Genomic DNA, 20,543 nt, shown 5'->3' on the forward strand with positions numbered 1-20,543 from the left:
GTCGGGGACGGCTCAGTACCCCGTTCGGTGCCGCACCAGACCGTGACCTGCGCCACGACGGCAAGCACGTCACTCCGGGTGAAGCGACGCGTGCGACTCAGGACAGAGGGTACGGAGCGACCTCCGCGCCGAGGTCCGGCGTCGTGAGAGGAGCACCCATGACAGAGAACACGCGCGTGCGGTCCCGGTCCACCGCGTCCGGAACCCCCGTCCAGGCGGCGGCTGCCCTCGTCGGCACCCTCTTCCTGGTGGTCGGGGTGATGGGCTTCATCCCCGGCATCACCACGGACCGCGGCAGCCTCGAGGCCGCCGGCCCTGGCTCGCACGCCGAGCTGTTCGGGCTCTTCCAGGTGTCCGTCCTGCACAACATGGTCCACCTCCTCTTCGGCGTGGCCGGGATCGCCCTGGCGCGGCGGCCGTCGAGCGCGCGCGCCTTCCTCCTCGGCGGTGGCGCGGTCTACCTCGTCCTGTTCGTCTACGGGCTGGTCGTGGACCAGGACTCGGAGGCCAACTTCGTCCCGTTCAACACCGCGGACGACTGGCTGCACCTCGCCCTCGGCGTCGGGATGATCGCCCTCGGTGTCGTGCTGGCCAAGCGGCCCGGCGCCAACGCCGTCGGTCGCTGAGGACGGACGACGCACGCACGAACCGGCCCGCCCCGGTGGGGACGGGCCGGTTCTGCGACGGTTCAGGTCAGGACTGCGTCTGCGAGCGGACCTGGTCCACTCCCGACTGGCCCTCGTCCTTCACCTTGGCGGCACTGTCGGTGGCCGTGCCCTTGACCTCCTGCGCGGCCTCGGAGGCCGTCTCCTTGACGCCCTCGGCGACGTCCTGCGCCACCGACTTCGCCTGGTCCACGACCGGCTGGCCGTGCTCCTTGGCGGCGTCGACGACGTGACCGGCCGCGACGGCCTCCTTCTCGGAGGCGGGGATCAGCGCGGAGACGATCATGCCGGCGCCGAAGGCGACCAGGCCGGCCGCCAGGGGAGCGCCCTGCACCTTGTCCTGGGTGCCGCTCACGGCGCCCTGGGCGGTGCCCTTGACCGAGTCGACGGCGCCACTGGCGGAGTCCTTGGCGGACCCGGCCGTGCCGGACGCCGACGAGCTCACGCCGTGGGCGGTGCCCATGACCTTGTCGCGGACGCCGAGCATGCGGCCGCGGGCGGCCTGCTTGCGCCGCTCGACGATGGCCGACGGGCTCACCCGGTCCTGCAGGGCGTCGACGTCGGCGGTCATCGACTGCCGCGTCTGCTCGATCTCGCTCCTCAGCTCTTCTGTGCTCTGGCCCATGCTGCGTCCTCCTTGAGTGTCTGCTGCGTCTCCGGCAGCTGCGGGTTCGTGTTCTTGAGCTCCTTGCGGCCCCTCGCCGCAAGGACGGCGCCGACGATCGCCCACAGGATCGTGACGATCAGGAACGCCAGCTCGACGGGCATCCAGTTGTCGAGCAGGTAGGCCAGGGCGAACGAGCCCAGGATCAGGGCGAGCAGTCCGGACACGCCGGCACCGCCGAGCATCCCGGCACCCTTCCCGGCCTTGGCCGCCTCCTCCTTGAGCTCGGTGCGTGCCAGCTCGAGCTCCTGCTTGACCAGCGTCGTCAGGTCGTGGCTCAGGTCGCCCACGATCTGGCCGAGGCTGCGCTCGCCCTCCTCCCCGGCGACGTGCGAGCCCACCGGGTTCGTCGGGCTGGCCGGGGGGACGGGGTCGTAGCCCTGCGTCCCGGTCACGGCGCGTCCTGCGTGCGCTGGCCGGAGAGCCCGGTCGAGCTCGAGTCGAGGCTCGACGGCATCGCCTGCGTGGGGTGCTCCGCCGGGGTGTCGTACCCCGTGGTGCCCGGGCTGGTGGTGCTCGACTGGCCCGGCTGGCCGGCGAGGGGAGCGTTGCCGCTGGCGGTGCCCATGGGTCCGGCGCCGACGCCGGTGGTGCCGTACGTCGTGCCAGTGGTGCCAGTGGTGCCGGTGGTGCCGCCGGACTCGCCGAGTGAGGCCGCTGCCGCGCCGTCGGCGGTCGCACGGAACATGCGGCCGGCCACGACGCCCGCGGCGAGGGCGCCGACCAGGAAGGTCCCGGGCCGGCGTCGCGCGAAGTCGCGGGCGTCGTCGAGGAGCTGTCCGGGCTCACGGTTCTCGAGGTGACTTCCGAAGGCGCGGACGCGGTCGGAGACCTCCTGGGCGAGGTCGGTCGCCATGCCCTGGGACGGGCCCTCGCCCTGCGCCATCTTCTGCAGGTCGTCGCCGAGCGTCCTGAGCGTCTCCGACAGCTTGTCGCGACCGGTGGTGGCCTGGTCGTTGAGCTGCGTGGTGACCTGCTGCCTGGCCTCGCCCACGACGTTGCGGGCCTGCTCGGCTGCGGTGCCGGCGACGTTGAGCGCCTCGTCCTTGGCGGTGCCCGCCACCTGCTTGCCCCGGTCGGTCGCCGTGGCGGCAGTGTCCTTGGCCTTGTCGGTGGTGCTCGCGTCGGAGTCGGTCCCCGACGAGTAGCCACCGGTGGTGCCGGTGGTGCTGGGGGTGGTGCTCAGTGGGTCATTTCCGTAGGTCGTCATGCGTCCTCCTCGGAGTGGGTGTGGGTGGTGCCTGAATCCGGATCCGCGTCCTGGTCGTGGTGGGACTGCTCGGTCATGCGGGCTCCGTACCCACCGGATTGCGTCGCAGTCCACCCGTACGGAGGGCATTTGCGAGATGCATGGGCCCAGCCGGAGCGGGGCACTGGGAGCGATGGTCGCCCTCTTCCAGCACCCGCCCACACGTCGGTCGTACGCCGACCTCACGGAGGCCGAGGTCGATGAGATCGGCCGCACCCTGGACGCCCTGCGCGAGGAGGTGCTCGCCGACCGCGGCGCGCGCGACGCGGCGTACGTCCGACGGGTCATCGCCGTCCAGCGCTGCCTCGAGGTGGCCGGGCGGGTGGTGCTCCTCGGCAGCCGCAGCCGCACCGCGTGGTGGCTGGGCACCACCTCGCTGGCGCTGTCGAAGGTGCTCGACAACATGGAGGTCGGGCACAACGTGCTGCACGGGCAGTGGGACTGGATGCGCGACCCGCGGATCCACTCCTCGACCTGGGACTGGGACCACGCCTCCGACCCCGGCCAGTGGCAGCGCGCCCACAACGACCGGCACCACGTGAACACCAACGTGCTCGGCAAGGACAACGACCTCGGCTACGGCATCCTGCGCGTCGACGAGGCCCAGGAGTGGGAGCCCCGCCACCTCGCCCAGCCCCTGTGGAACCTCGTCAACGCGTGCATCTTCGAGTACGGCATCGCGATGTACGACCTGGACCTCGGTGAGTCGCTCCGCACGGGTGCCGGCTTCTCCGAGGAGCAGAAGGCCGAGATGCGCACGACGGCGCGCCGGGCCGCACGCCACGCGCTGCGCGACTACGTCCTGCACCCGCTGCTGTCCGCGCCCACCGGCTCGGCCCGCACCACCCTGACCGCCAACCTGGTGGCCAACCTGGCCCGCAACGTGTGGAGCCACTCGGTGATCATGTGCGGTCACTTCCCCGAGGGGGTGGAGACGTTCGAGGTGGCCGAGCTCGACGAGGACGAGAGTCGCGGGCGGTGGTACGTCCGCCAGATGCTGGGCTCCGCCGACGTCTCCGGTCCGCCGCTGCTGCACGTGCTGTGCGGCAACCTCTCGCACCAGATCGAGCACCACCTCTTCCCGGACCTGCCCAGCAACCGCTACCGCGAGATCGCCGGACCGGTCCGCGAGCTGTTCGAGCGCCACGGCCTGGCCTACAACACCGCACCGCTGTGGCGGCAGGTCGCCAGCGCCTGGCACAAGGTCCTCCGGCTGTCGTTGCCGCCGCGCGGCTGACCCGCGGATGACGACGTACGCGGGCGTGCCCTCGCACGTGCCGGGCGGTGAGTTCACGGTCGGCGTGGAGGAGGAGCTCATGCTCGTCGGCGACGCGGACGAGCTGATGGGGGCGGCGGCGGGCCCGCTGGTCGAGGCCATGTCGCACGCGGCGTCGGGCGCGGGCGTGGTCACCGGGGAGATCTACGTCGACCAGGTCGAGCTCAACACCCCCGTGTGCCGGAGCGCCGAGGACGCGTGGACCTCGTTGCGCGACCTTCGTGCCCTCGTCGCCGAGCAGGGTGGTCGCGTGCTGGCCGCCGGGGTGCATCCGACCGCGCCCGTCGGTGTCCCCGACATCGCCGCCTCGCCGCGCTACGACCGCATCATCGACGAGTACGCCGGTCTGCTGCGCACGCCGACCGCCGCCCTGCAGGTGCACGTCGGGCTGCCCGACGAGCACACCGCGATGCTGGCCTACCGCGGCCTGCGCAACCGGCTGCCGCTGCTGCGCGCCCTGGCCGCCGGGTCGCCGTACTGGCACGGGCTCGACTCGGGACAGGCCACGGCCAGGGCTGCCATCATCCGGTCCTACCCCCGCACCACCATGCCGCCGCTGCTGCGCTCGTGGGACGACTACGTCGCGCGCACCGAGGCGCTGATGACGGCGGCGGAGGCGTCCGACCACACCTACGTGTGGTGGGAGATGCGTCCACGACCGCTGCTGGGGACGCTGGAGGTGCGGGTCATGGACGCCGTCCCGTCCCTGGCCGCCGTCGCTGCGCTGACCGCGCTGGTGCAGGGCATCGCCCGTCGCGCGGTGGAGTTGCCCGACGAGGTGGACCTCGACGACGACGTGCTGGCCGTCAACGACCACCGGGCCGCGCGCTACGGCCTCGACACCCGCGTCGTGGACGTCGACCGCTCCCTGCGCCCGATGCGCGAGGTGGTCGCGCGGGTGGTCGCCGAGGCCGGGAAGGTGCTGGCCGGCGACCGTCTCGACGCCCCGCTCGAAGTGATCGAGCGCGCGCTCGCCGGCGAGACCGAGCCCAACCGCCAGCGGCGGGTGGTCGCGGCCGGCGGCATGGCCGCGCTCCTCGCCGACCTCGTCGCCCGCACCACCGACCTGGACGGCTGAGCGGCGGACGGGCAGCGGATGGAGGGCGGGTGGGTGTGCTGGAATGCCCCATGGCCGGACCGAGGATGCGCAAGATCGGGCTGCTGGGCGGGATGAGCTGGGAGAGCTCGGCTCTCTACTACGAGATCCTCAACGAGGCCGTGCGCGAGCGCCTCGGCGGCTACCACTCGGCGCGGGTGGTGATGTCGTCGGTCGACTTCGCCGAGGTCGAGGCCATGCAGGCCGCGGGGGAGTGGGACGCCGCCGGCGCGCTGCTCGCGGCCGAGGCCGCCGCGCTCGAGGCGGCCGGCGCGGAGTGCCTCGTGCTGTGCACCAACACGATGCACAAGGTCGCCGACGCGATCGAGGCGGCGACCGAGGTCCCGCTGGTCCACATCGTCGACGTGACCGCCGCGACCGTGCGGGCGGCCGGCCTGTCGCGGGTCGCGCTGCTCGGTACGCGGTTCACCATGGAGCAGGCGTTCGTGCGCGACCGGCTCGCCACCCACGGCGTCGAGGCGCTCGTCCCGCCGGGTGAGGACCGCGAGCTGGTGCACGAGGTGATCTACGGCGAGCTCGTCCACGGAGTCGTGCGCGAGGCGTCGCGGGCGGCGTACGTCGACGTGGTGGACCGGTTGGTCGCCGACGGTGCCGAGGGCGTGGTCCTCGGCTGCACCGAGATCGAGCTGCTGCTCCGACCGGAGGACGTCGACGTACCCGTCTTCGCCACCACGCGGCTGCACGCGCTGGCGGCGCTCGATCTCGCCCTCAGCTGAGGTCCGGGTCCCGCACGACCACCTCGAGCCAGCTGTCGAGCCGTTCGAGCTGGTCGCTGCGTCCGAACAGCGGCCGCTTGCCGGGCGGCGGGAGGTAGCCCACGGCGTCCATCACGAGCCAGTGGGCGTCGGCCGTCGTGCCGGTCGCGGCGGCGTAGCGTCGGAGGAGGTCGAGCGCCGGGCCGGTGCCGTACGCCAGCGCGAGGTTGGACGCCGCGTGGGCCGCGTCGAGCCACGCCGGACCGGTCGAGGTCTCCACCCAGTCGACCACCCCGGTGATCGCCTCGCCGGGCCACAGCAGGTTGCGATGGCTGAAGTCGCGGTGCAGGAACGTCGGCTCGTACGCCGGCGCGGGCCCGGCCAGCACCTCGAACGCACGTCGCCACGACTCCGGGTGCCGCGTCCAGGCGGGCACGACCCACTTCGCCTCCCACGCCCACGACTGGAAGGTGCGGAAGGGCTCGGCCGGACGCTGCTCGTGGATCGTCGTCAGCAGATCGACCATCGCCTGGAGCCGCTGCTCGCCCAGCGCCTCGCCCTCCTCGAGCGGGGCGCCCGGGAGCCGGGACATCAGGTGGGCCGCGGCGCCGGCGGCTGTCCCGTCCGCGTCGAGGGCGATGCTGTACGGCACCGACTCGGCACCGTCGTCGTGCTGGAGCGCGAGCATCGTCGACGTCACGCCGCCGTCGAGGGCGTCGTACGACGTGACCCCTGCGCCGAGCGCGGAGGCCGCCCAGTCGAGCGCGGCTGCGATGTCGACGTCCGGATCGGGCACGCGGCGACGTTAGCGGACGTGCGGCGGCCCGGCCGGCCGGCTCAGCCCTGGGCCGGCCAGAGGGAGTGGTAGGCGTTGATCGCCGGCTGCCCGCCGAGGTGGGCGTAGAGCACGTGCGAGTCGGCGGGGATGTCGCGCGAGGTGACGAGGTCGATGAGCCCGGCGAGCGACTTCCCCTCGTAGACCGGGTCGGTGATCATCGCCTCGAGCTGGGCGCCGAGCGCCATCGCCTCCATCGTCGAGTCCACGGGCAGGCCGTAGAGCTCGCCGGCCCAGCCCTCGAGCACGGTGATCTCGTCGTCGCGCAGGTCGCGGCCAAGCTCGATCAGCTCGGCCGTGTGGCGGGCGATGCGTGCCACCTGGTCACGGGTCTTCTCCAGCGTGGCGCTGGCGTCGATGCCGAGAACCCGACGACGTACGCCGGTGAGGTCCTCGAGCGCGGCGAAGCCGGCGATCATCCCGGCGTGCGTCGAGCCGGTGACGGTGCAGACCACGATCGTGTCGAAGGTGATGCCGAGCGACTTCTCCTGCTCGGCCACCTCGAAGGCCCAGTTCGCGAACCCGAGGCCGCCCAGGCGGTGCTCGCTGGCGCCGGCCGGGATGGCGTACGGCGTGCCGCCGGACTCCTCGACCTCGCGGATGGCGTCCTTCCACGAGTCGCGGATGCCGATGTCGAAGCCGTGGGGGTCGAGCCGCGAGTCGGCGCCCATCATCCGGCTGAGCAGGATGTTGCCGACCTGGGTGTTGGTCGGGTCGTCCCACGGCACCCACTTCTCCTGCACCAGCCGGCACTTGAGGCCGAGGTGGGCCGCGACGGCGGCGACCTGACGGGTGTGGTTGGACTGGAAGCCGCCGATGGAGACGAGCGTGTCGGCACCGGAGGCGAGCACGTCGGGGACGATGTACTCCAGCTTGCGGACCTTGTTGCCGCCGAAGGCGAGGCCGCTGTTGACGTCCTCGCGCTTGGCCCACACCTGCGCGCCGCCGCCCTGCGCGGCGAGGTGGTCGCTGAGCCGCTCCAGGTGGTGCACCGGCGAGGGGCCGAAGGTGAGCGGGTGGCGGGGGAACTGGTCGAGGATCACGGGGTCTCCTGCTGGTCGGGCCGGTCGGCCGGGTCGGGGATCAGGTCGGCGAGGTTCTGCCAGGTGCGGGAGGCGACGTCGGCCGCGGCCTGCTCGTCGCGGCTGGCGCAGGCCTCGACGAGCCGGGCGTGCAGGTCGACCGACTCCGAGCCTGCGTGGCTGGCGAAGCGGCGGCGCTCGAGGCGGCGTACGACCGGGGTGAACTGGTCGAGGACGGTGGCCAGCGCCCGGTTGCCGGACACCTCGACGGCGACCCGGTGGAAGTCGTCGTCCGCGGCGAGGGCGCCGTCGGTGTCACGGGCGTCGATGGCCGCCGCGAAGCGTGCGTTGGCCTCCCGCATCCGGTCGAGGTCGCCGGTGGTGAGGCGGGCGACCGCCTCGGTGACCGCGAGACGGTGCATGGCGACGACGACGGCGTGGGCGTCGCGCACCTCGGCCAGGTCGATCTCGGCGACGACGGTCGAGCGTCCCGGCGCGGCCCGGACCAGGCCGGTGTCGCCGAGACGCAGCAGGGCCTCACGCACGGGCGTACGGCTCACGCCGAGCCAGGCGGCGAGCTCGGTGTCGCGCACCACCTCGCCCGGCGCCAGCGTGCCGTCGACGATCGCGTCGCGCAGCCGGTCGTGGACCGAGTCGCGGAGCAGCGCCGTGCGGAGCGGAGCGGGGGAGGCGGGGACCGGCATGCAATATATTGCACATCGTTCGTGGGTTTCGGTCAAGGGGTCGACGCAGCCGAGGGAACAACCAGGGTGGTTGAGTGTTGAACCAGTCATGAAGAAGATCGGGTTCCTGAACTTCGGCCACTGGACCGACTCGCCGCAGTCCGCGGTGCGGTCGGCGTCCGACACGCTGCTGCAGTCGATCGACCTCGCGGTCGCGGCCGAGGAGCTCGGCGCGGACGGGGCGTACTTCCGGGTGCACCACTTCGCGCGCCAGCTCGCCTCCCCGTTCCCGCTGCTCGCCGCCGTCGGCGCGCGGACCAGCCGGATCGAGATCGGCACCGGCGTGATCGACATGCGCTACGAGAACCCGCTCTACATGGCCGAGGACGCCGGGTCCGCCGACCTGATCGCCGGCGGGCGGCTGCAGCTCGGCATCAGTCGGGGATCACCGGAGCAGGTGATCGAGGGCTGGCGCTACTTCGGCTACGCCCCCGCCGCGGGCGAGGACCAGGCCGACATGGCCCGGCGCCACACCGAGGTGCTCCTGCAGGTGCTGGAGGGGGAGGGCTTCGCCCAGCCCAACCCGCGCCCGATGTTCCCCAACCCGCCCGGCCTGCTGCGCATCGAGCCGCACTCCGAGGGCCTGCGCGACCGCATCTGGTGGGGTGCCGCGTCCGACGCCACCGCCCGCTGGGCCGCCGAGAAGGGGATGCACCTGATGAGCTCGACGCTCAAGGCCGACGAGACGGGCGAGCCCTTCCACGTGCAGCAGCGCAAGCAGATCGAGGTCTTCCGCGAGGCCTGGCGCGAGGCCGGCCACGAGGGCGAGGCGCGCGTGTCGGTGAGCCGCTCGATCATGCCCATCACCACCGACCTCGACCGGATGTACTTCGGCCACGAGGGCAGCAGCTCCGACCAGTTCGGGCAGATCGAGGCCAACCTGCGCGCGGTCTTCGGCAAGACGTACGCCGCCGAGCCCGACGTGCTGGTCAAGGAGCTCGCCGAGGACGAGGCCGTCGCGGCGGCCGACACCCTGCTGCTGACGGTGCCCAACCAGCTCGGCGTGGACTACAACGCCCACGTCCTCGAGTCGGTGCTGACCCAGGTGGCGCCTGACCTCGGCTGGCGCTGAGCCACCACCCACCACACGAAGGAGCTGATCCCATGGCACGCATCACTGTTCTCGGCGGTACCGGATACGCGGGCGCGGCGGTCGTCGCCGAGGCCCGCAGGCGCGGGCACGACGTGACGGCAGTGAGTCGTACGGCACCGTCCTCACCGGTCCCCGGAGCGGACCACGTCACCGGCTCGGTGCTGGACGCCGACGTCCTCGAGCGCACCACCACCGGCCGCGACGTCGTGCTCGTCGCGGTGTCACCCCGCGGCGACATGGCCGGCAAGGTCGAGGGCGTCGTCGAGGACCTCATCGCCCGGCTGGCCGGCACCCCGACGCGCCTCGGCTACGTCGGCGGCGCGTCCTCCTTGCTCACCGAGGAGGGCGGTCCGCGGCTGTGGGACGTCACCGAGGACCAGATGCCCGACGAGGTGAAGCCCGAGGTCCAGACCGGCCTCGACGCGTTCGCGATGCTGCAGGACAGCCCGGAGTCGCTCGACTGGTTCTACGTCAGCCCGCCTGCGGACTTCGGCTCGTGGCTGGGCACGGAGTCGAAGGGCGCGTACGTCCTCGGCGGCGACGTGCTGCTGCGCGACGCCGACGGTGCGTCGACGATCTCGGCCGACGACCTGGCGCTGGCGATCGTCGACGAGATCGAGACGCCGACGCATCGCAGAGGACGGTTCACCGCGATCAGCTGACGCGCAGCCGAGCAGGACTCACGACGGGGCGGCCGCCCGCAGCTTCTCCAGCAGCGGGCCAGCCGCCTCGCTGATGAACCGGTCCTGCCCCTCGTCGCCGACCTGCACGAGCGCGACGTCGGTGAAGCCCGCGTCCCAGTAGGCCGAGACGGCCTCCACGATCTTGTCGAGGTCGGGACCGCACGGGATCGACTCGGCGACGTCCTCGGGCCGGACGTACGTCGTCGCGCCGGAGAAGCCGGCCGGGGTGGGCAGGTCGGCGTTGACCGACCAACCGCCGGCGAACCAGCGGAACTGCTCGTGGGCCCGCGCGACCGCGGCGTCCTCGTCGGGGTCCCAGCAGATCGGGATCTGGCCGATCGCCCGGGCGTCCGTGCCGATACGCGGGGCGTCCCGGACCCCGTTCCACGCGTCGACGATGTCGGCCTCGGGCTCGGTGGCCACGAGGTGGTCGGCGAGCGAGGCGAACCGCTCGATCGCGCGCTTGCCGCCGACGGCGACGCCGATGTCCACGCCCTGCTCCGGCAGGTCCCAGATGCGGGCGGAGTCGACCTGGAAGAAGTCGCCCCGGTGGTCGACGAGCTCGCCGGTGTGGAGCGCACGGATCACCTCGATGGCCTCGGCGAGCATGTCCTGACGCTCGGCGATCGCCGGCCAGCCGTCGCCGACGACGTGCTCGTTGAGGTTCTCCCCGCTGCCCAGCCCCAGGGTGAAGCGGCCCTCGGCGAGGATCTGCAGCGTCGCGGCCTTCTGCGCCACGACGGCGGGGTGGTAGCGCAGGGTCGGGCACGTCACGTAGGTCATCAGGCCCACGCGCTCGGTCGCCTGCGCCACGGCACCGAGCGTCGCCCAGGCGTACGGCGCGTGCCCCTGCTCGGTGAGCCACGGCGAGTAGTGGTCGCTCATCACCTCGAAGTCGAAGCCCGCCTGCTCGGCGGCGACGGCGTACGACACCAGCTCCCGCGGGCCACTCTGCTCGGTCATCAGCGTGTATCCGAAGCGCGTCATGCTGCGACCGTAGCCAGCCGTCCGGGGACACCCACCACCCGACGAGGTGAGGTGTGCTTGGGGTGCGCTGCTTGTGTGGAGACTGACGGACACACCACGACCGAGGAGGACTGCCATGGGTGGCAAGGACGACAGCGAGGGCCAGGTCTCCGAGCTGGCGCAGGACGCGCCCGAGGAGATCAGCTCCGGCGACTCGGTGGCCGGCCAGCCGGACCCGCACCCCGACGAGGTCGACGAGGGCGCTCAGGGGCCCAACGCGGTCCCGGACGACCCGACCGGCGAGCACCCCCACAAGCCCTGACGTGCGGTAGGACACGCTCATGAGCAGGCCGGTGATCCTGGTGGTGGGGGCAGGGCCGGGGGTGAGCGGCTCGGTCGCGCGCCGCTTCGCCGACGGTGGCTACGACGTGGCGCTCCTCGGCCAGGATCAGCAGGTCCTCGACCAGCTCACCGTCGACCTCGGGGCCCGCGGGGCCACGGTCGGCCATGCGGTCGTCGACGTCACCGACGAGCAGGCCGCGCGCGACGCCGTACGCCGCTTCGGCGAGCACACCGGGCGCATCGACGTCCTGCACTTCAACCCCAGCGCCTTCCGCGAGGAGGACCCGCTGACCCTCACCGTCGCCGGTCTGCTCGAGGACGTCGCGCTCGGGGTCGGGGCGCTGCTCACGGTCGTGCAGGCCGCGCGCCCCTTCATGTCCGCCGGCGGGCGGATCAGCGTCACCGGCAGCATGGCGGCCGACGAGCCGTGGGAGCGCGCGGCGTCGCTCGGGGTGCAGAAGGCCGGCGTGCGCAACCTCGTGCACAGCATCGACAAGACCCTCGCGCCCGACGGCATCCGGGCGGTGTCGGTGACGGTGCGCGGGGCGCTGGCGCGCGAGGGCGTGTTCACCCCTGACCGGGTGGCCGACGCGATCTGGGACGCGGTCGCGACCGGTGACGCCGACTGGCGCAGCGAGGTTCCCTACGGTGGCTAGTCTTGATGACGTGCAGTCCAGCCGCCCGACCACCCGTCGCCCGACCACCCGTCTCGCCGCGCTCGCGGCGGTGGCGGTCCTGCTCCTCGGCGCTGCGGCCTGCGGCGCGGACGACCCCGCGGAGCCTGCCGACTCGGCCTCGACGTCGGCGGCCGACACCGCGGCGCCGATCCCGGCTGCGGACGCGCTCGCCCTGGTGGCCGACGGGGCCGAGGTGATCGACGTACGCACCCCCGAGGAGTTCGACGCCGGGCACCTCGACGGCGCGGTCAACATCGACTACCAGGCCGACGACTTCGCCGACCGGGTCGAGGAGCTGCCGCGCGAGGCGTCGTACGTCGTCTACTGCGCGTCGGGGCGGCGCGCGACCGGCGCGGTCGAGCAGATGCGCGAGCTCGGCTTCACCGACGTCGTCAACGGCGGTGGCTACACCGACCTCGCGGGCTGACCGGCTGCCCGCGCGGGATCAGCGCTTGCGACCGAGGAGCAGGTAGGCGATCGGGCCGACGGGCTGCACCGTCAGGGCCGGGGCCCAGAGCAGCTTGGGTCCGCGCACGAGCTCGGCGGGGCGCTGCTTGAGGTCCCTGGCGCACCAGGCGGTGACGGCGACCTCGACGATCCCGGCGACGGCGACGAGCTTCTTCTGCGTGGGCGTCATGTCGCCCCAGGACTTCTTCTGTGCCATGACCGAACCGTACTCGGGGCGGCTCGGCCTACGCACCGCTGTAGCCGTTGATCGCGATCCAGAAGACGACCACGCCGGCGAAGGCCGCGATCAGCCCCCACCATGCGCCCGTCATCGCCCGCCGCCCGGTCGGCGCGCCCTCGCGGGCCAGCCCGGGCAGCGCGACGGTGATCGCCGCACCGATGCCCGCCATCGCGAGCAGCTGCACCGGGACGATCCAGCTCTCCGTGCCCGGGTCGTCGAGGACGTACGCCGTCGCCGGCAGGCTGAGCATCCCGGCGACGAGCAGGACGACGATGCCCAGGAGGCGCTGTGCGGACCGGCTCATGGCGGCACGCTAGCGGGCGTGGGGCGGTGCGTGAGGCACCTTTTGGGGCCGCAGAACCTGCGTCACGCACCGCTCCTCGCGGGGAACGGAGCTCAGGCCTCCTTGGCGACGAGGGTCAGCACGTCGTACGTCGCGACCGGCTCGTCGTGCTGGTTGGTGACGAGCGCGTCCCAGCGGACCTCGCCGTAGTCGGCCGAGGAGCGCGGGGTGACCTGCTTGACGGTGAGCGTCACGCGGATCGAGTCGTCGGCCTTGACCGGGGTGAGGAAGCGGAGGTTGTCGACGCCGAAGTTCGCGAGCACCGGCCCCGGGGCCGGGTCGACGAAGAGCCCGGCGGCCATCGACACGATGAGGTAGCCGTGGGCGACGATGCCGCCGAAGAGCGGGTTCTGCGCGGCCGCCTCGGGGTCGGTGTGGGCATAGAACGTGTCGCCGGTGAACTCCGAGAAGTGGTCGATGTCCGCGCGCGAGATCACCCGCGGCTGCGAGGCGATCGTGTCGCCCACCCGCAGCGTCGCGAGGGAGTGGCGGAACGGGTGCTCGGGCGTCTCGGTGCGCTGGGAGCCGCGCGTCCACCGGCCGGTGATCGCGGTGAGCATGTCGGGGGAGGCCTGGATCGCCGAGCGCTGCATGTGGTGCAGCACGCCGCGTACGCCGCCGAGCTCCTCGCCGCCGCCGGCGCGTCCGGGACCACCGTGGACCAGCATCGGCAGGGGAGACCCGTGGCCGGTGCTCTCCGGCGCGTCGTCGCGGTCGAGGACGAGGATGCGGCCGTGCCACGGGGCCAGGCCGAGCACCAGGGTGCGGGCGACAGCCGGGTCGTGGGTGACGACCGAGCCGACGAGCGAGCCCTTGCCGCGCGCGGCCAGGGTGACGGCCTCGTCGAGGGAGTCGTACGACATCACCGTCGACACCGGGCCGAAGGGCTCGACGTCGTGCGGCTCCACCGCGCCGGCGCGGGCGCGGAGGAGGACGGGCGTCATGAAGGCGCCGCGCTCGCCGTCGCCGGCGAAGCCCGTCGTCGCGGTCGGGTCGCCGAGGACCACCTCGGCCGAGGAGCGCAGGGCCTCGACGGCCTTGCGGACCTCCTCGCGCTGGCCGAGCGAGGCGAGGGGTCCCATCCGAACCGATTCGTCGCCGGGGTCGCCCACCGTGATGGTGGCCAGCCTGGCGGCGATGGCATCGGTCATCTCGTCGGCCACGGCCGAGGGCACGATGACGCGGCGGATGGCGGTGCACTTCTGCCCGGCCTTGGCGGTCATCTCCGTGACGACGCCCTTGACGAAGAGGTCCCACTCCGGGTCGTCGGACGTGACGTCGGGGCCCAGCACCGAGCAGTTGAGCGAGTCGGCCTCGACCTGGAGCTGGACTCCGCCGTGGAGCACCGACGGGTGCTGGCGGAGGATGCCGGCGGTGTGGGCCGAGCCGGTGAACGCCACCGAGTCCTGCACGCCGAGGTGGTCGAGCAGGTCGCCGGCCGAGCCGGACAGCAGCTGGAGCGAGCCCTCGGGGAGGATGCCCGACTCGACGATCCGGCGTACGACGAGCTCGGTCAGGTAGGCCGTCTGGCTGGCGGGCTTGACGATGCTCGGCAGTCCCGCGATGAAGGCGGGCGCGAGCTTCTCGAGCATGCCCCAGACGGGGAAGTTGAAGGCGTTGATCTGCACCGCGACGCCGGGACGCGAGGTGTAGACGTGCTGGCCGAGGAAGACGCCGGTGCGGCCGAGCTGCTCGAGGTCGCCGTCGCAGACCACGGTGTCGTTGGGCAGCTCGCGGCGGCCCTTGGAGGAGAAGCTGAACATGGTGCCGAAGCCGCCGTCGATGTCGATCATCGAGTCGCGCCTGGTCGCGCCCGTGGCGAGCGACAGCTCGTAGAGCTCGTCCTTGAGGCCGGTGAGGTGCGTGGCCAGCTCCTTGAGGAGCAGCGCGCGCTCGTGGAAGGTGAGCTCGCGGATCGCGGGGCCGCCGACCGTACGGGCGTGGTGGGCCATCGCGCCGAGGTCGAGGCCGGCGCTGGAGATCCGGGCGACCTCCTCGCCGGTGGCGGCGTCCAGGAGCGGGTGGCCCTCCGCGGAGGCGGCGTACCAGCGTCCGGCGGCGTAGCTCTCGAGCAGACGGGTCACGGGGGACTCCCTCGAAGTCGGGTGGGGGCGACGGTGTTTGCGCGCCCGGGGTGACGGGTGACACACTAATAGCAGACCGATCGGTCAGTAAATCGGTCGCCAGCAGTGGTCGCAGACCCACGTCGGAGGACGCATGACGCTCACGGAGACGCCGCCCGCCCGCGATCTCGAGGCCGGGTTCGAGGCCACGATCGCGCGCAACGAGCGGATCGAGCCGCGCGACTGGATGCCGGAGGGCTACCGCAAGACCCTCGTGCGCCAGATCGCCCAGCACGCCCACAGCGAGATCATCGGCATGCAGCCCGAGGGCAGCTGGATCACCCGCGCGCCCAGCCTGCGACGCAAGGCGATCCTGCTGGCCAAGGTGCAGGACGAGGCCGGCCACGGGCTCTACCTCTACTCCGCGGCCGAGACCCTCGGCGTGTCCCGCCTCGAGCTCACCGAGCTGCTGATCGCCGGGAAGCAGAAGTACTCCTCGATCTTCAACTACCCGACGCTGTCCTACGCCGACGTCGGCACGATCGGCTGGCTCGTCGACGGCGCCGCGATCTGCAACCAGGTGCCGCTGTGCCGCACCTCCTACGGCCCCTACGGCCGCGCGATGATCCGGGTGTGCAAGGAGGAGTCCTTCCACCAGCGCCAGGGCTACGAGCTGCTCGCCACGATGATGCGCGGCACCGACGAGCAGCGCGCCATGGTGCAGGAGTCGGTCGACCGCTTCTGGTGGCCGGCGCTGATGATGTTCGGCCCGCCCGACGACGCCTCGCCCAACACCGCGCAGTCGATGGCGTGGGGGATCAAGCGCCACACCAACGACGAGCTGCGCCAGAAGTTCGTCGACATGTCCGTGCCGCAGGCCGAGGCCCTCGGCGTCACGCTGCCCGACCCCGAGCTCAGGTGGAACGACGAGCGCGGCCACCACGACTTCGGCCAGCCCGACTGGGACGAGTTCATGGAGGGCGTCAAGGGCAACGGCCCCTGCAACGCCCAGCGGATGGCCCACCGCCGCCGCGCCCACGAGGACGGCGCCTGGGTGCGCGAGGCCGCGACGGCGTACGCCGCCAAGCAGCGGGCGGTGTCGGCATGAGCGAGCTCTCCGCCGAGGGCGGCCACGGCGCCGTACCCCTCAAGGACGTCCCGACCGGGGAGGGGGTGACCCCTCCCGAGCCGGAGTGGCCGCTCTACGAGGTCTTCGTCCGCGGCAAGCGCGGGCTCAACCACGTCCACGTCGGCTCGCTGCACGCCGCCGACGACCGGATGGCCCTGCTCCACGCCCGCGACGTCTACACCCGCCGCAACGAGGGCGTGAGCATCTGGGTGGTGCGCGCCGACGCGATCACCGCATCGAGCCCTGACGAGAAGGACCCGATGTTCGCCCCCAGCGGCGACAAGGTCTACCGCCACCCCACGTTCTACGACATCCCCGACAACGTCCCCCATATGTGATGGCAGACCACGTGCACACGACACCCGAGGACGAGCACGACAACGCCTACGCCGGCCTGCTCGTCAACGACGCCCACTGGGCCTTCGGCACCGACTTCGAGGACCCACTGGCCGGCGTCGACACGACGATCCCCGAGGGCGTCGACGCGCCCACGCTGGCGGCGTACGCCCTGATGCTGGGCGACGACGCGCTGGTCATGTCGCACCGGATCTCGGAGTGGACGAGCAACGCGCCCGACCTCGAGGACGACATCGCGCTGTCCAACATCTCCCTCGACCTCCTCGGTCAGGCGCGGCTGCTGCTCGCCCGTGCCGCCAAGGCCGACGAGTCGGTCGTCCCGCGGCTGCCCGACGGATCGCCCGCCCCGCCGGAGGACGCACTGGCGTTCTTCCGCGAGGCCCACGACTTCCGCAACGTGCGCCTCGCCGAGCTCGTCAACGGCGACTTCGCCGAGGCGACCGTGCGGGTGCTGCTGTTCTCGGTCTGGCGGCTGGCGACGTTCGAGCGGCTGCGCTCGAGTCGCGACCACGTGCTCGCGGCCGTCGCCGCCAAGGGGGTCAAGGAGCTCGCCTACCACCGCGACTACTCGGCGCGCTGGTTCGTCACGCTCGCGCAGGGCACCGACGAGTCGCGTCGCCGGCTGCTCGCCGCCCTCGACGAGCTGTGGCCGCTGTGGCCCGAGCTCTTCGACACCCACCCGGTCGAGGCGGCCGCCGCCGAGTCCGGCGTCGGCGTCGACCCGGCCTCGGTCCGCGAGGCCGCCGAGGGCGTGCTCGACCAGGTGCTCGCGGCGGCCGACGTGCCGCGGCCCGAGGCGTCGCGCCGTGCCGGCGTGCTGGGCCGCACCGGTCGCGACGGGATGCACGGCGAGCCGCTGAGCCGGATGCTCGCGGAGATGCAGTCCGTGGCCCGCGCCCACCCGAGGGGCCAGTGGTGATGGGGATGAGGCTGATGAGTCGTACGACGGAGCGCGCGCGTCGCGTGGCCGAGCGGGTCACCGACCCGGAGCTGCCCATGCTCACCCTGGCCGACCTCGGCGTGCTCCGCGACGTCGACGTCGTGGCCGACTCCCACGTGGTCGTCGACATCACGCCGACCTACTCCGGCTGCCCCGCGATGGCGACGATGCGCGACGACCTCGTGCGCGAGCTGCAGGGCGCCGGCTTCGACCGCGTCGAGGTGCGGGTCAGCCTCGACCCGGCGTGGACGACCGACTGGATCACGCCCGAGGGCCGCGCCGCGCTCGCGGCGGCCGGCATCTCGCCGCCCGGCCCGGCGCCGTCGACGTCCGGACCGATCCCGCTCACCCTCCTGCCCACGGCCCGCCAGGTGCGCTGCCCGCAGTGCGACTCCCCGGCGACCGAGCTGGTCTCGGAGTTCGGCTCGACGGCCTGCAAGGCGCAGTACCGCTGCACCTCCTGCCTCGAGCCGTTCGACCACGTGAAGGAGATCTGAGCCGTGGCTTCCCGTCCCAGCACGACCTTCCACCGCCTGACCGTGCGCGACGTCGAGCCGCTGACCGACGACTCCGCGGCGGTCACCTTCGACGTGCCCGACGACCTGCGCGAGCTCTTCGCCTTCGAGCCGGGGGAGTCGCTGACGCTGCGCCGGGTCGTCGACGGGGTCGAGCACCGTCGCTCCTACTCCATCTGCGCCCCGGCCGGCGCCGCGCCGCGCATCGGCGTGCGTGAGATCCCCGGCGGGATGTTCTCCTCGTGGCTGATCCGCGAGGTGGGCCCGGGTGAGCCCGTCGAGGTGGCCGCGCCGACCGGCAGCTTCCGTGCCGACCCGGCCAGCCCGGGACGGCACGTGTGCATCGCCGCCGGCTCCGGCATCACGCCGATGCTCTCGATCGCGGCCTCCGTGCTGGCCAACCCGGCCAGCACCGTCACGCTCCTCTACGGCAACCGCGAGACCACCTCGGTGATGTTCGCCGAGGAGCTGAGCGACCTCAAGAACCTCCACGGCCCCCGCTTCGACCTCGTCCACGTGCTCTCCCGCGAGCCGCGCGACGTCGAGCTGTTCTCCGGCCGCCTCGACGCCGACCGCCTGCGTCGCCTGCTCCCGCTGAAGGTGCACCTCGCCTCGGTCGACCACGTCTGGCTCTGTGGGCCGCACGGGCTCATCGAGGACGCGCGCGCCGTGCTCGCCGAGCTCGGGGTGCCGAAGGAGAAGGTGCACTTCGAGCTCTTCTACGTCGACGAGCCGCCGCCCGAGCTGCGGCACGCCGACCGGGTCGTCGAGGGCGTCACCAGCGACGTGACCGTGGTGCTCGACGGACGTACGACGACCACGCCGATGCCGCGCGACGCGACGGTGCTCGACTCCGCGCAGGCCGTGCGCAGCGACCTGCCCTTCGCGTGCAAGGGCGGCGTCTGCGGCACCTGCCGGGCGAAGGTCGTCGACGGCGAGGTCGAGATGGTGCGCAACTACGCCCTCGAGCCCGAGGAGGTCGAGCAGCAGTTCGTGCTGACCTGCCAGACCTACCCCGTCAGCGACGCCGTCACCGTCGACTTCGATGCCTGACGCCCTGCAGCAGGCCCGCGACATGTGGGCGGCGGACGCCGCCAGCGCCGCGCTGGGGATGCAGCTCGTCGAGCTCGGGCCGGGGGAGGCGCGGGTGTCGATGGCCGTGCGCGCCGACATGGTCAACGGCCACGACCTGTGCCACGGCGGCCTGGTCGCGACCCTCGCCGACTCGGCGTTCGCGCTCGCCTGCAACTCCCGCGGCCCCGTCACCGTCGCCGCCGGCTTCGCGGTCGACTTCCTGGAACCGGCACGCCTGGGCCAGGTGCTCGACGCGCACGCGCGCGAGGTGGTCCTGCGGGGACGCTCGGGCCTGTACGACGTCACGGTGCGCGCCGGCGACACGGTGATCGCCGAGTTCCGTGGCAGGAGCCGCTCGCTCGGATGACGCACATGGCCTGGACGGTGGGTCCGTCGGCCCTACCCGGGCGGCGACGGAGTCCCTAACCTCGGAGCAGGACGCGCCGGGTGCGCGGGTCCGTCTGGAGGCGCGTCATGAGGTCCTCGTGGAAGCTGTCGTCGTTGCTCGTGTCGGCGCTGGTGCTCGCCCCCGCGCTGGTCGCCCCGTCGACGGGTGGGGCGGCTCCTCCCGCCTCCGTGGCCGCAGAGCCGCCGCCGACGCCGGTGCTGGTCGCCGTGCGGGCGGCCCACCGCGACGGTGCCGACCGCGTGGTGTTCGAGTTCCGCGGCGGGCTGCCCGCGAAGCGGCAGGTCGGCTACGTCGACCGGATCTTCGCCGACGGGTCCGGTCGCCGCGTCCGCATCGCCGGGCAGGCGCTGCTGCGGGTGCGCTTCGAGCCGGCCCAGGCCCACACCGACGACGGGTCGCCGACCGCGGCCCCGCGCCGCGTGGCGTACGCCCTGCCCAACGTGATGACCGCCGTCCGCGCGGGCGACTTCGAGGCGGTGACGACGTACGGCATCGGGCTCGCGAAGCGGACGCCGGTCCGGGTCACGACCCTGCAGGCGCCGCCCCGGGTGGTCGTCGAGGTCGGCGCCGGCTTCGCGACCGTGCCGCGCAAGGTGTGGTTCTTCGACCGCGCCCGGTTCGTCGACAACCGCGAGCCGTTCTTCGTCGCCCGGACGCGACCCGTCCGGCCCGGCACGCCCGCCACCGGCCTGATGGACCGCCTCTTCGCCGGCCCGCTGCCGGGGGAGCGCGCCCGCGGTCTGCGGCTGCTGCGCTCCGGGGCGACCGGCTACGACGACCTGACGGTCTCCGGCGGTGTGGCCGACCTGCGCCTCACCGGCCGGTGCCGCAGCGGCGGCTCGACGGTGAGCATCGCCGGGGAGGTCCTCCCGACGCTGAAGCAGCTGCCGACCGTCGACCGCGTCGTCCTGCGTGACCGGACCGGGAGCACGCTCGACCCCGACGGGCCCGGCGACTCCACCCCGGCGTGCCTGGAGCCCTGACCCGGAGCCTTGAAC

General features: G+C 72.8%; 26 protein-coding genes. 16 read left to right on the forward strand and 10 right to left on the reverse strand.

What is annotated here, in order from left to right; all coding sequences use genetic code 11:
* The first annotated feature begins 158 nt into the window (after nucleotides 1-158).
* Complete coding sequence (locus Q1B24_RS20160; protein ID WP_299932067.1) at nucleotides 159-626, forward strand: DUF4383 domain-containing protein; 468 nt, start codon at nucleotides 159-161, stop codon at nucleotides 624-626.
* A 67-nt stretch (nucleotides 627-693) separates the two neighbouring features.
* Here the strand turns inward: Q1B24_RS20160 and Q1B24_RS20165 are convergent, their stop codons facing one another.
* From Q1B24_RS20165 to Q1B24_RS20175, 3 genes are read right to left on the reverse strand one after another with little or no spacing between them, the layout of a single operon-like run.
* Nucleotides 694-1,290 (reverse strand): DUF3618 domain-containing protein, encoded by a 597-nt coding sequence (locus Q1B24_RS20165; protein ID WP_299932069.1) that lies wholly within the window; start codon nucleotides 1,288-1,290, stop codon nucleotides 694-696.
* Complete coding sequence (locus tag Q1B24_RS20170; RefSeq protein ID WP_299932071.1) at nucleotides 1,266-1,724, reverse strand: phage holin family protein; 459 nt, start codon at nucleotides 1,722-1,724, stop codon at nucleotides 1,266-1,268. Before Q1B24_RS20170 ends, Q1B24_RS20165 begins: the two co-directional genes overlap by 25 nt.
* Complete coding sequence (locus Q1B24_RS20175; RefSeq protein ID WP_299932073.1) at nucleotides 1,721-2,539, reverse strand: hypothetical protein; 819 nt, start codon at nucleotides 2,537-2,539, stop codon at nucleotides 1,721-1,723. Before Q1B24_RS20175 ends, Q1B24_RS20170 begins: the two co-directional genes overlap by 4 nt.
* A 172-nt stretch (nucleotides 2,540-2,711) precedes the next feature.
* On the opposite strand from Q1B24_RS20175, the gene Q1B24_RS20180 reads away from it, so the two are divergent.
* Genes Q1B24_RS20180 through Q1B24_RS20190 form a run of 3 tightly spaced genes read left to right on the forward strand, consistent with a single transcriptional unit; the run spans nucleotide 2,712 to nucleotide 5,687 of the window.
* Nucleotides 2,712-3,815 (forward strand): acyl-CoA desaturase, encoded by a 1,104-nt coding sequence (locus Q1B24_RS20180; RefSeq protein ID WP_299932075.1) that lies wholly within the window; start codon nucleotides 2,712-2,714, stop codon nucleotides 3,813-3,815.
* A 7-nt stretch (nucleotides 3,816-3,822) separates the two neighbouring features.
* The gene (locus tag Q1B24_RS20185) at nucleotides 3,823-4,932 is read left to right on the forward strand and encodes a YbdK family carboxylate-amine ligase (protein ID WP_299932078.1); all 1,110 of its coding nucleotides are present in this window, start codon (nucleotides 3,823-3,825) and stop codon (nucleotides 4,930-4,932) included.
* Nucleotides 4,933-4,982: 50 nt separating this feature from the next.
* Nucleotides 4,983-5,687: an aspartate/glutamate racemase family protein gene (locus Q1B24_RS20190; protein WP_299932080.1), complete on the forward strand. Its 705-nt coding sequence runs from the start codon at nucleotides 4,983-4,985 to the stop codon at nucleotides 5,685-5,687.
* Here Q1B24_RS20190 and Q1B24_RS20195 read toward each other — a convergent pair.
* Genes Q1B24_RS20195 through Q1B24_RS20205 form a run of 3 tightly spaced genes read right to left on the reverse strand, consistent with a single transcriptional unit; the run spans nucleotide 5,680 to nucleotide 8,227 of the window.
* A complete protein-coding gene (locus tag Q1B24_RS20195; RefSeq protein WP_299932082.1) occupies nucleotides 5,680-6,462 on the reverse strand; it encodes an aminoglycoside phosphotransferase family protein in 783 nt (260 codons plus the stop codon). The genes Q1B24_RS20190 and Q1B24_RS20195 overlap by 8 nt on opposite strands.
* 41 nt (nucleotides 6,463-6,503) lie before the next feature.
* The gene (locus tag Q1B24_RS20200; RefSeq protein WP_299932084.1) at nucleotides 6,504-7,544 is read right to left on the reverse strand and encodes a 1-aminocyclopropane-1-carboxylate deaminase; all 1,041 of its coding nucleotides are present in this window, start codon (nucleotides 7,542-7,544) and stop codon (nucleotides 6,504-6,506) included.
* A complete protein-coding gene (locus Q1B24_RS20205) occupies nucleotides 7,541-8,227 on the reverse strand; it encodes a GntR family transcriptional regulator (protein ID WP_299932086.1) in 687 nt (228 codons plus the stop codon). Before Q1B24_RS20205 ends, Q1B24_RS20200 begins: the two co-directional genes overlap by 4 nt.
* Before the next feature lie 88 nt (nucleotides 8,228-8,315).
* On the opposite strand from Q1B24_RS20205, the gene Q1B24_RS20210 reads away from it, so the two are divergent.
* The gene (locus Q1B24_RS20210) at nucleotides 8,316-9,338 is read left to right on the forward strand and encodes an LLM class flavin-dependent oxidoreductase (protein ID WP_299932088.1); all 1,023 of its coding nucleotides are present in this window, start codon (nucleotides 8,316-8,318) and stop codon (nucleotides 9,336-9,338) included.
* A 32-nt stretch (nucleotides 9,339-9,370) separates the two neighbouring features.
* Nucleotides 9,371-10,021, forward strand: a complete 651-nt coding sequence (locus tag Q1B24_RS20215) for an NAD(P)H-binding protein (protein WP_299932090.1) — start codon at nucleotides 9,371-9,373, stop codon at nucleotides 10,019-10,021.
* Between the two features lie 18 nt (nucleotides 10,022-10,039).
* On the opposite strand, the gene Q1B24_RS20220 is transcribed toward Q1B24_RS20215, so the two are convergent.
* The gene (locus Q1B24_RS20220; protein ID WP_299932092.1) at nucleotides 10,040-11,029 is read right to left on the reverse strand and encodes an LLM class F420-dependent oxidoreductase; all 990 of its coding nucleotides are present in this window, start codon (nucleotides 11,027-11,029) and stop codon (nucleotides 10,040-10,042) included.
* Between the two features lie 115 nt (nucleotides 11,030-11,144).
* Here Q1B24_RS20220 and Q1B24_RS20225 point away from each other — a divergent pair, with 115 nt between their 5' ends.
* Genes Q1B24_RS20225 through Q1B24_RS20235 form a run of 3 tightly spaced genes read left to right on the forward strand, consistent with a single transcriptional unit; the run spans nucleotide 11,145 to nucleotide 12,454 of the window.
* Nucleotides 11,145-11,330 carry a hypothetical protein gene (locus Q1B24_RS20225; RefSeq protein WP_299932094.1) on the forward strand — a complete coding sequence of 62 codons (186 nt, stop codon included), beginning with the start codon at nucleotides 11,145-11,147 and terminating at the stop codon, nucleotides 11,328-11,330.
* A 19-nt stretch (nucleotides 11,331-11,349) separates the two neighbouring features.
* Nucleotides 11,350-12,006 (forward strand): SDR family oxidoreductase, encoded by a 657-nt coding sequence (locus Q1B24_RS20230; protein WP_299932096.1) that lies wholly within the window; start codon nucleotides 11,350-11,352, stop codon nucleotides 12,004-12,006.
* 10 nt (nucleotides 12,007-12,016) lie between these two features.
* Nucleotides 12,017-12,454, forward strand: coding sequence for a rhodanese-like domain-containing protein (locus Q1B24_RS20235; RefSeq protein WP_299932098.1), 438 nt, complete (start codon nucleotides 12,017-12,019; stop codon nucleotides 12,452-12,454).
* Nucleotides 12,455-12,472: 18 nt separating this feature from the next.
* Here Q1B24_RS20235 and Q1B24_RS20240 read toward each other — a convergent pair whose 3' ends face one another.
* The 3 genes from Q1B24_RS20240 to paaZ form a co-directional block, all read right to left on the reverse strand.
* Nucleotides 12,473-12,691, reverse strand: coding sequence for a PLD nuclease N-terminal domain-containing protein (locus Q1B24_RS20240; RefSeq protein ID WP_299932100.1), 219 nt, complete (start codon nucleotides 12,689-12,691; stop codon nucleotides 12,473-12,475).
* 28 nt (nucleotides 12,692-12,719) lie between these two features.
* Nucleotides 12,720-13,019, reverse strand: a complete 300-nt coding sequence (locus Q1B24_RS20245; protein WP_299932102.1) for a hypothetical protein — start codon at nucleotides 13,017-13,019, stop codon at nucleotides 12,720-12,722.
* Nucleotides 13,020-13,111: 92 nt separating this feature from the next.
* Nucleotides 13,112-15,142, reverse strand: coding sequence for a phenylacetic acid degradation bifunctional protein PaaZ (paaZ, locus tag Q1B24_RS20250; protein ID WP_299932104.1), 2,031 nt, complete (start codon nucleotides 15,140-15,142; stop codon nucleotides 13,112-13,114).
* Between the two features lie 133 nt (nucleotides 15,143-15,275).
* Here paaZ and paaA point away from each other — a divergent pair, with 133 nt between their 5' ends.
* The 7 genes from paaA (at nucleotide 15,276) to Q1B24_RS20285 (ending at nucleotide 20,528) form a co-directional block, all read left to right on the forward strand.
* Nucleotides 15,276-16,229, forward strand: a complete 954-nt coding sequence (gene paaA, locus Q1B24_RS20255) for a 1,2-phenylacetyl-CoA epoxidase subunit PaaA (RefSeq protein ID WP_299932107.1) — start codon at nucleotides 15,276-15,278, stop codon at nucleotides 16,227-16,229.
* A 65-nt stretch (nucleotides 16,230-16,294) separates the two neighbouring features.
* A complete protein-coding gene (gene paaB, locus Q1B24_RS20260; protein WP_299932150.1) occupies nucleotides 16,295-16,588 on the forward strand; it encodes a 1,2-phenylacetyl-CoA epoxidase subunit PaaB in 294 nt (97 codons plus the stop codon).
* An 11-nt stretch (nucleotides 16,589-16,599) separates the two neighbouring features.
* Complete coding sequence (gene paaC / locus Q1B24_RS20265; protein WP_299932110.1) at nucleotides 16,600-17,526, forward strand: 1,2-phenylacetyl-CoA epoxidase subunit PaaC; 927 nt, start codon at nucleotides 16,600-16,602, stop codon at nucleotides 17,524-17,526.
* A gap of 14 nt (nucleotides 17,527-17,540) precedes the next feature.
* Nucleotides 17,541-18,044, forward strand: coding sequence for a 1,2-phenylacetyl-CoA epoxidase subunit PaaD (gene paaD, locus Q1B24_RS20270; RefSeq protein ID WP_299932114.1), 504 nt, complete (start codon nucleotides 17,541-17,543; stop codon nucleotides 18,042-18,044).
* A 3-nt stretch (nucleotides 18,045-18,047) separates the two neighbouring features.
* Complete coding sequence (gene paaE / locus Q1B24_RS20275; RefSeq protein ID WP_299932117.1) at nucleotides 18,048-19,115, forward strand: 1,2-phenylacetyl-CoA epoxidase subunit PaaE; 1,068 nt, start codon at nucleotides 18,048-18,050, stop codon at nucleotides 19,113-19,115.
* On the forward strand, nucleotides 19,108-19,503 hold the full coding sequence (gene paaI, locus Q1B24_RS20280) for a hydroxyphenylacetyl-CoA thioesterase PaaI (RefSeq protein ID WP_299932120.1): 396 nt from the start codon (nucleotides 19,108-19,110) through the stop codon (nucleotides 19,501-19,503). Before paaE ends, paaI begins: the two co-directional genes overlap by 8 nt.
* Nucleotides 19,504-19,610: 107 nt before the next feature.
* Nucleotides 19,611-20,528, forward strand: a complete 918-nt coding sequence (locus tag Q1B24_RS20285) for a hypothetical protein (protein ID WP_299932123.1) — start codon at nucleotides 19,611-19,613, stop codon at nucleotides 20,526-20,528.
* Nucleotides 20,529-20,543 lie beyond the last annotated feature (15 nt).

Origin of the sequence: uncultured Nocardioides sp., assembly GCF_947488025.1 — a bacterium.
GTDB lineage: Bacteria > Actinomycetota > Actinomycetes > Propionibacteriales > Nocardioidaceae > Nocardioides.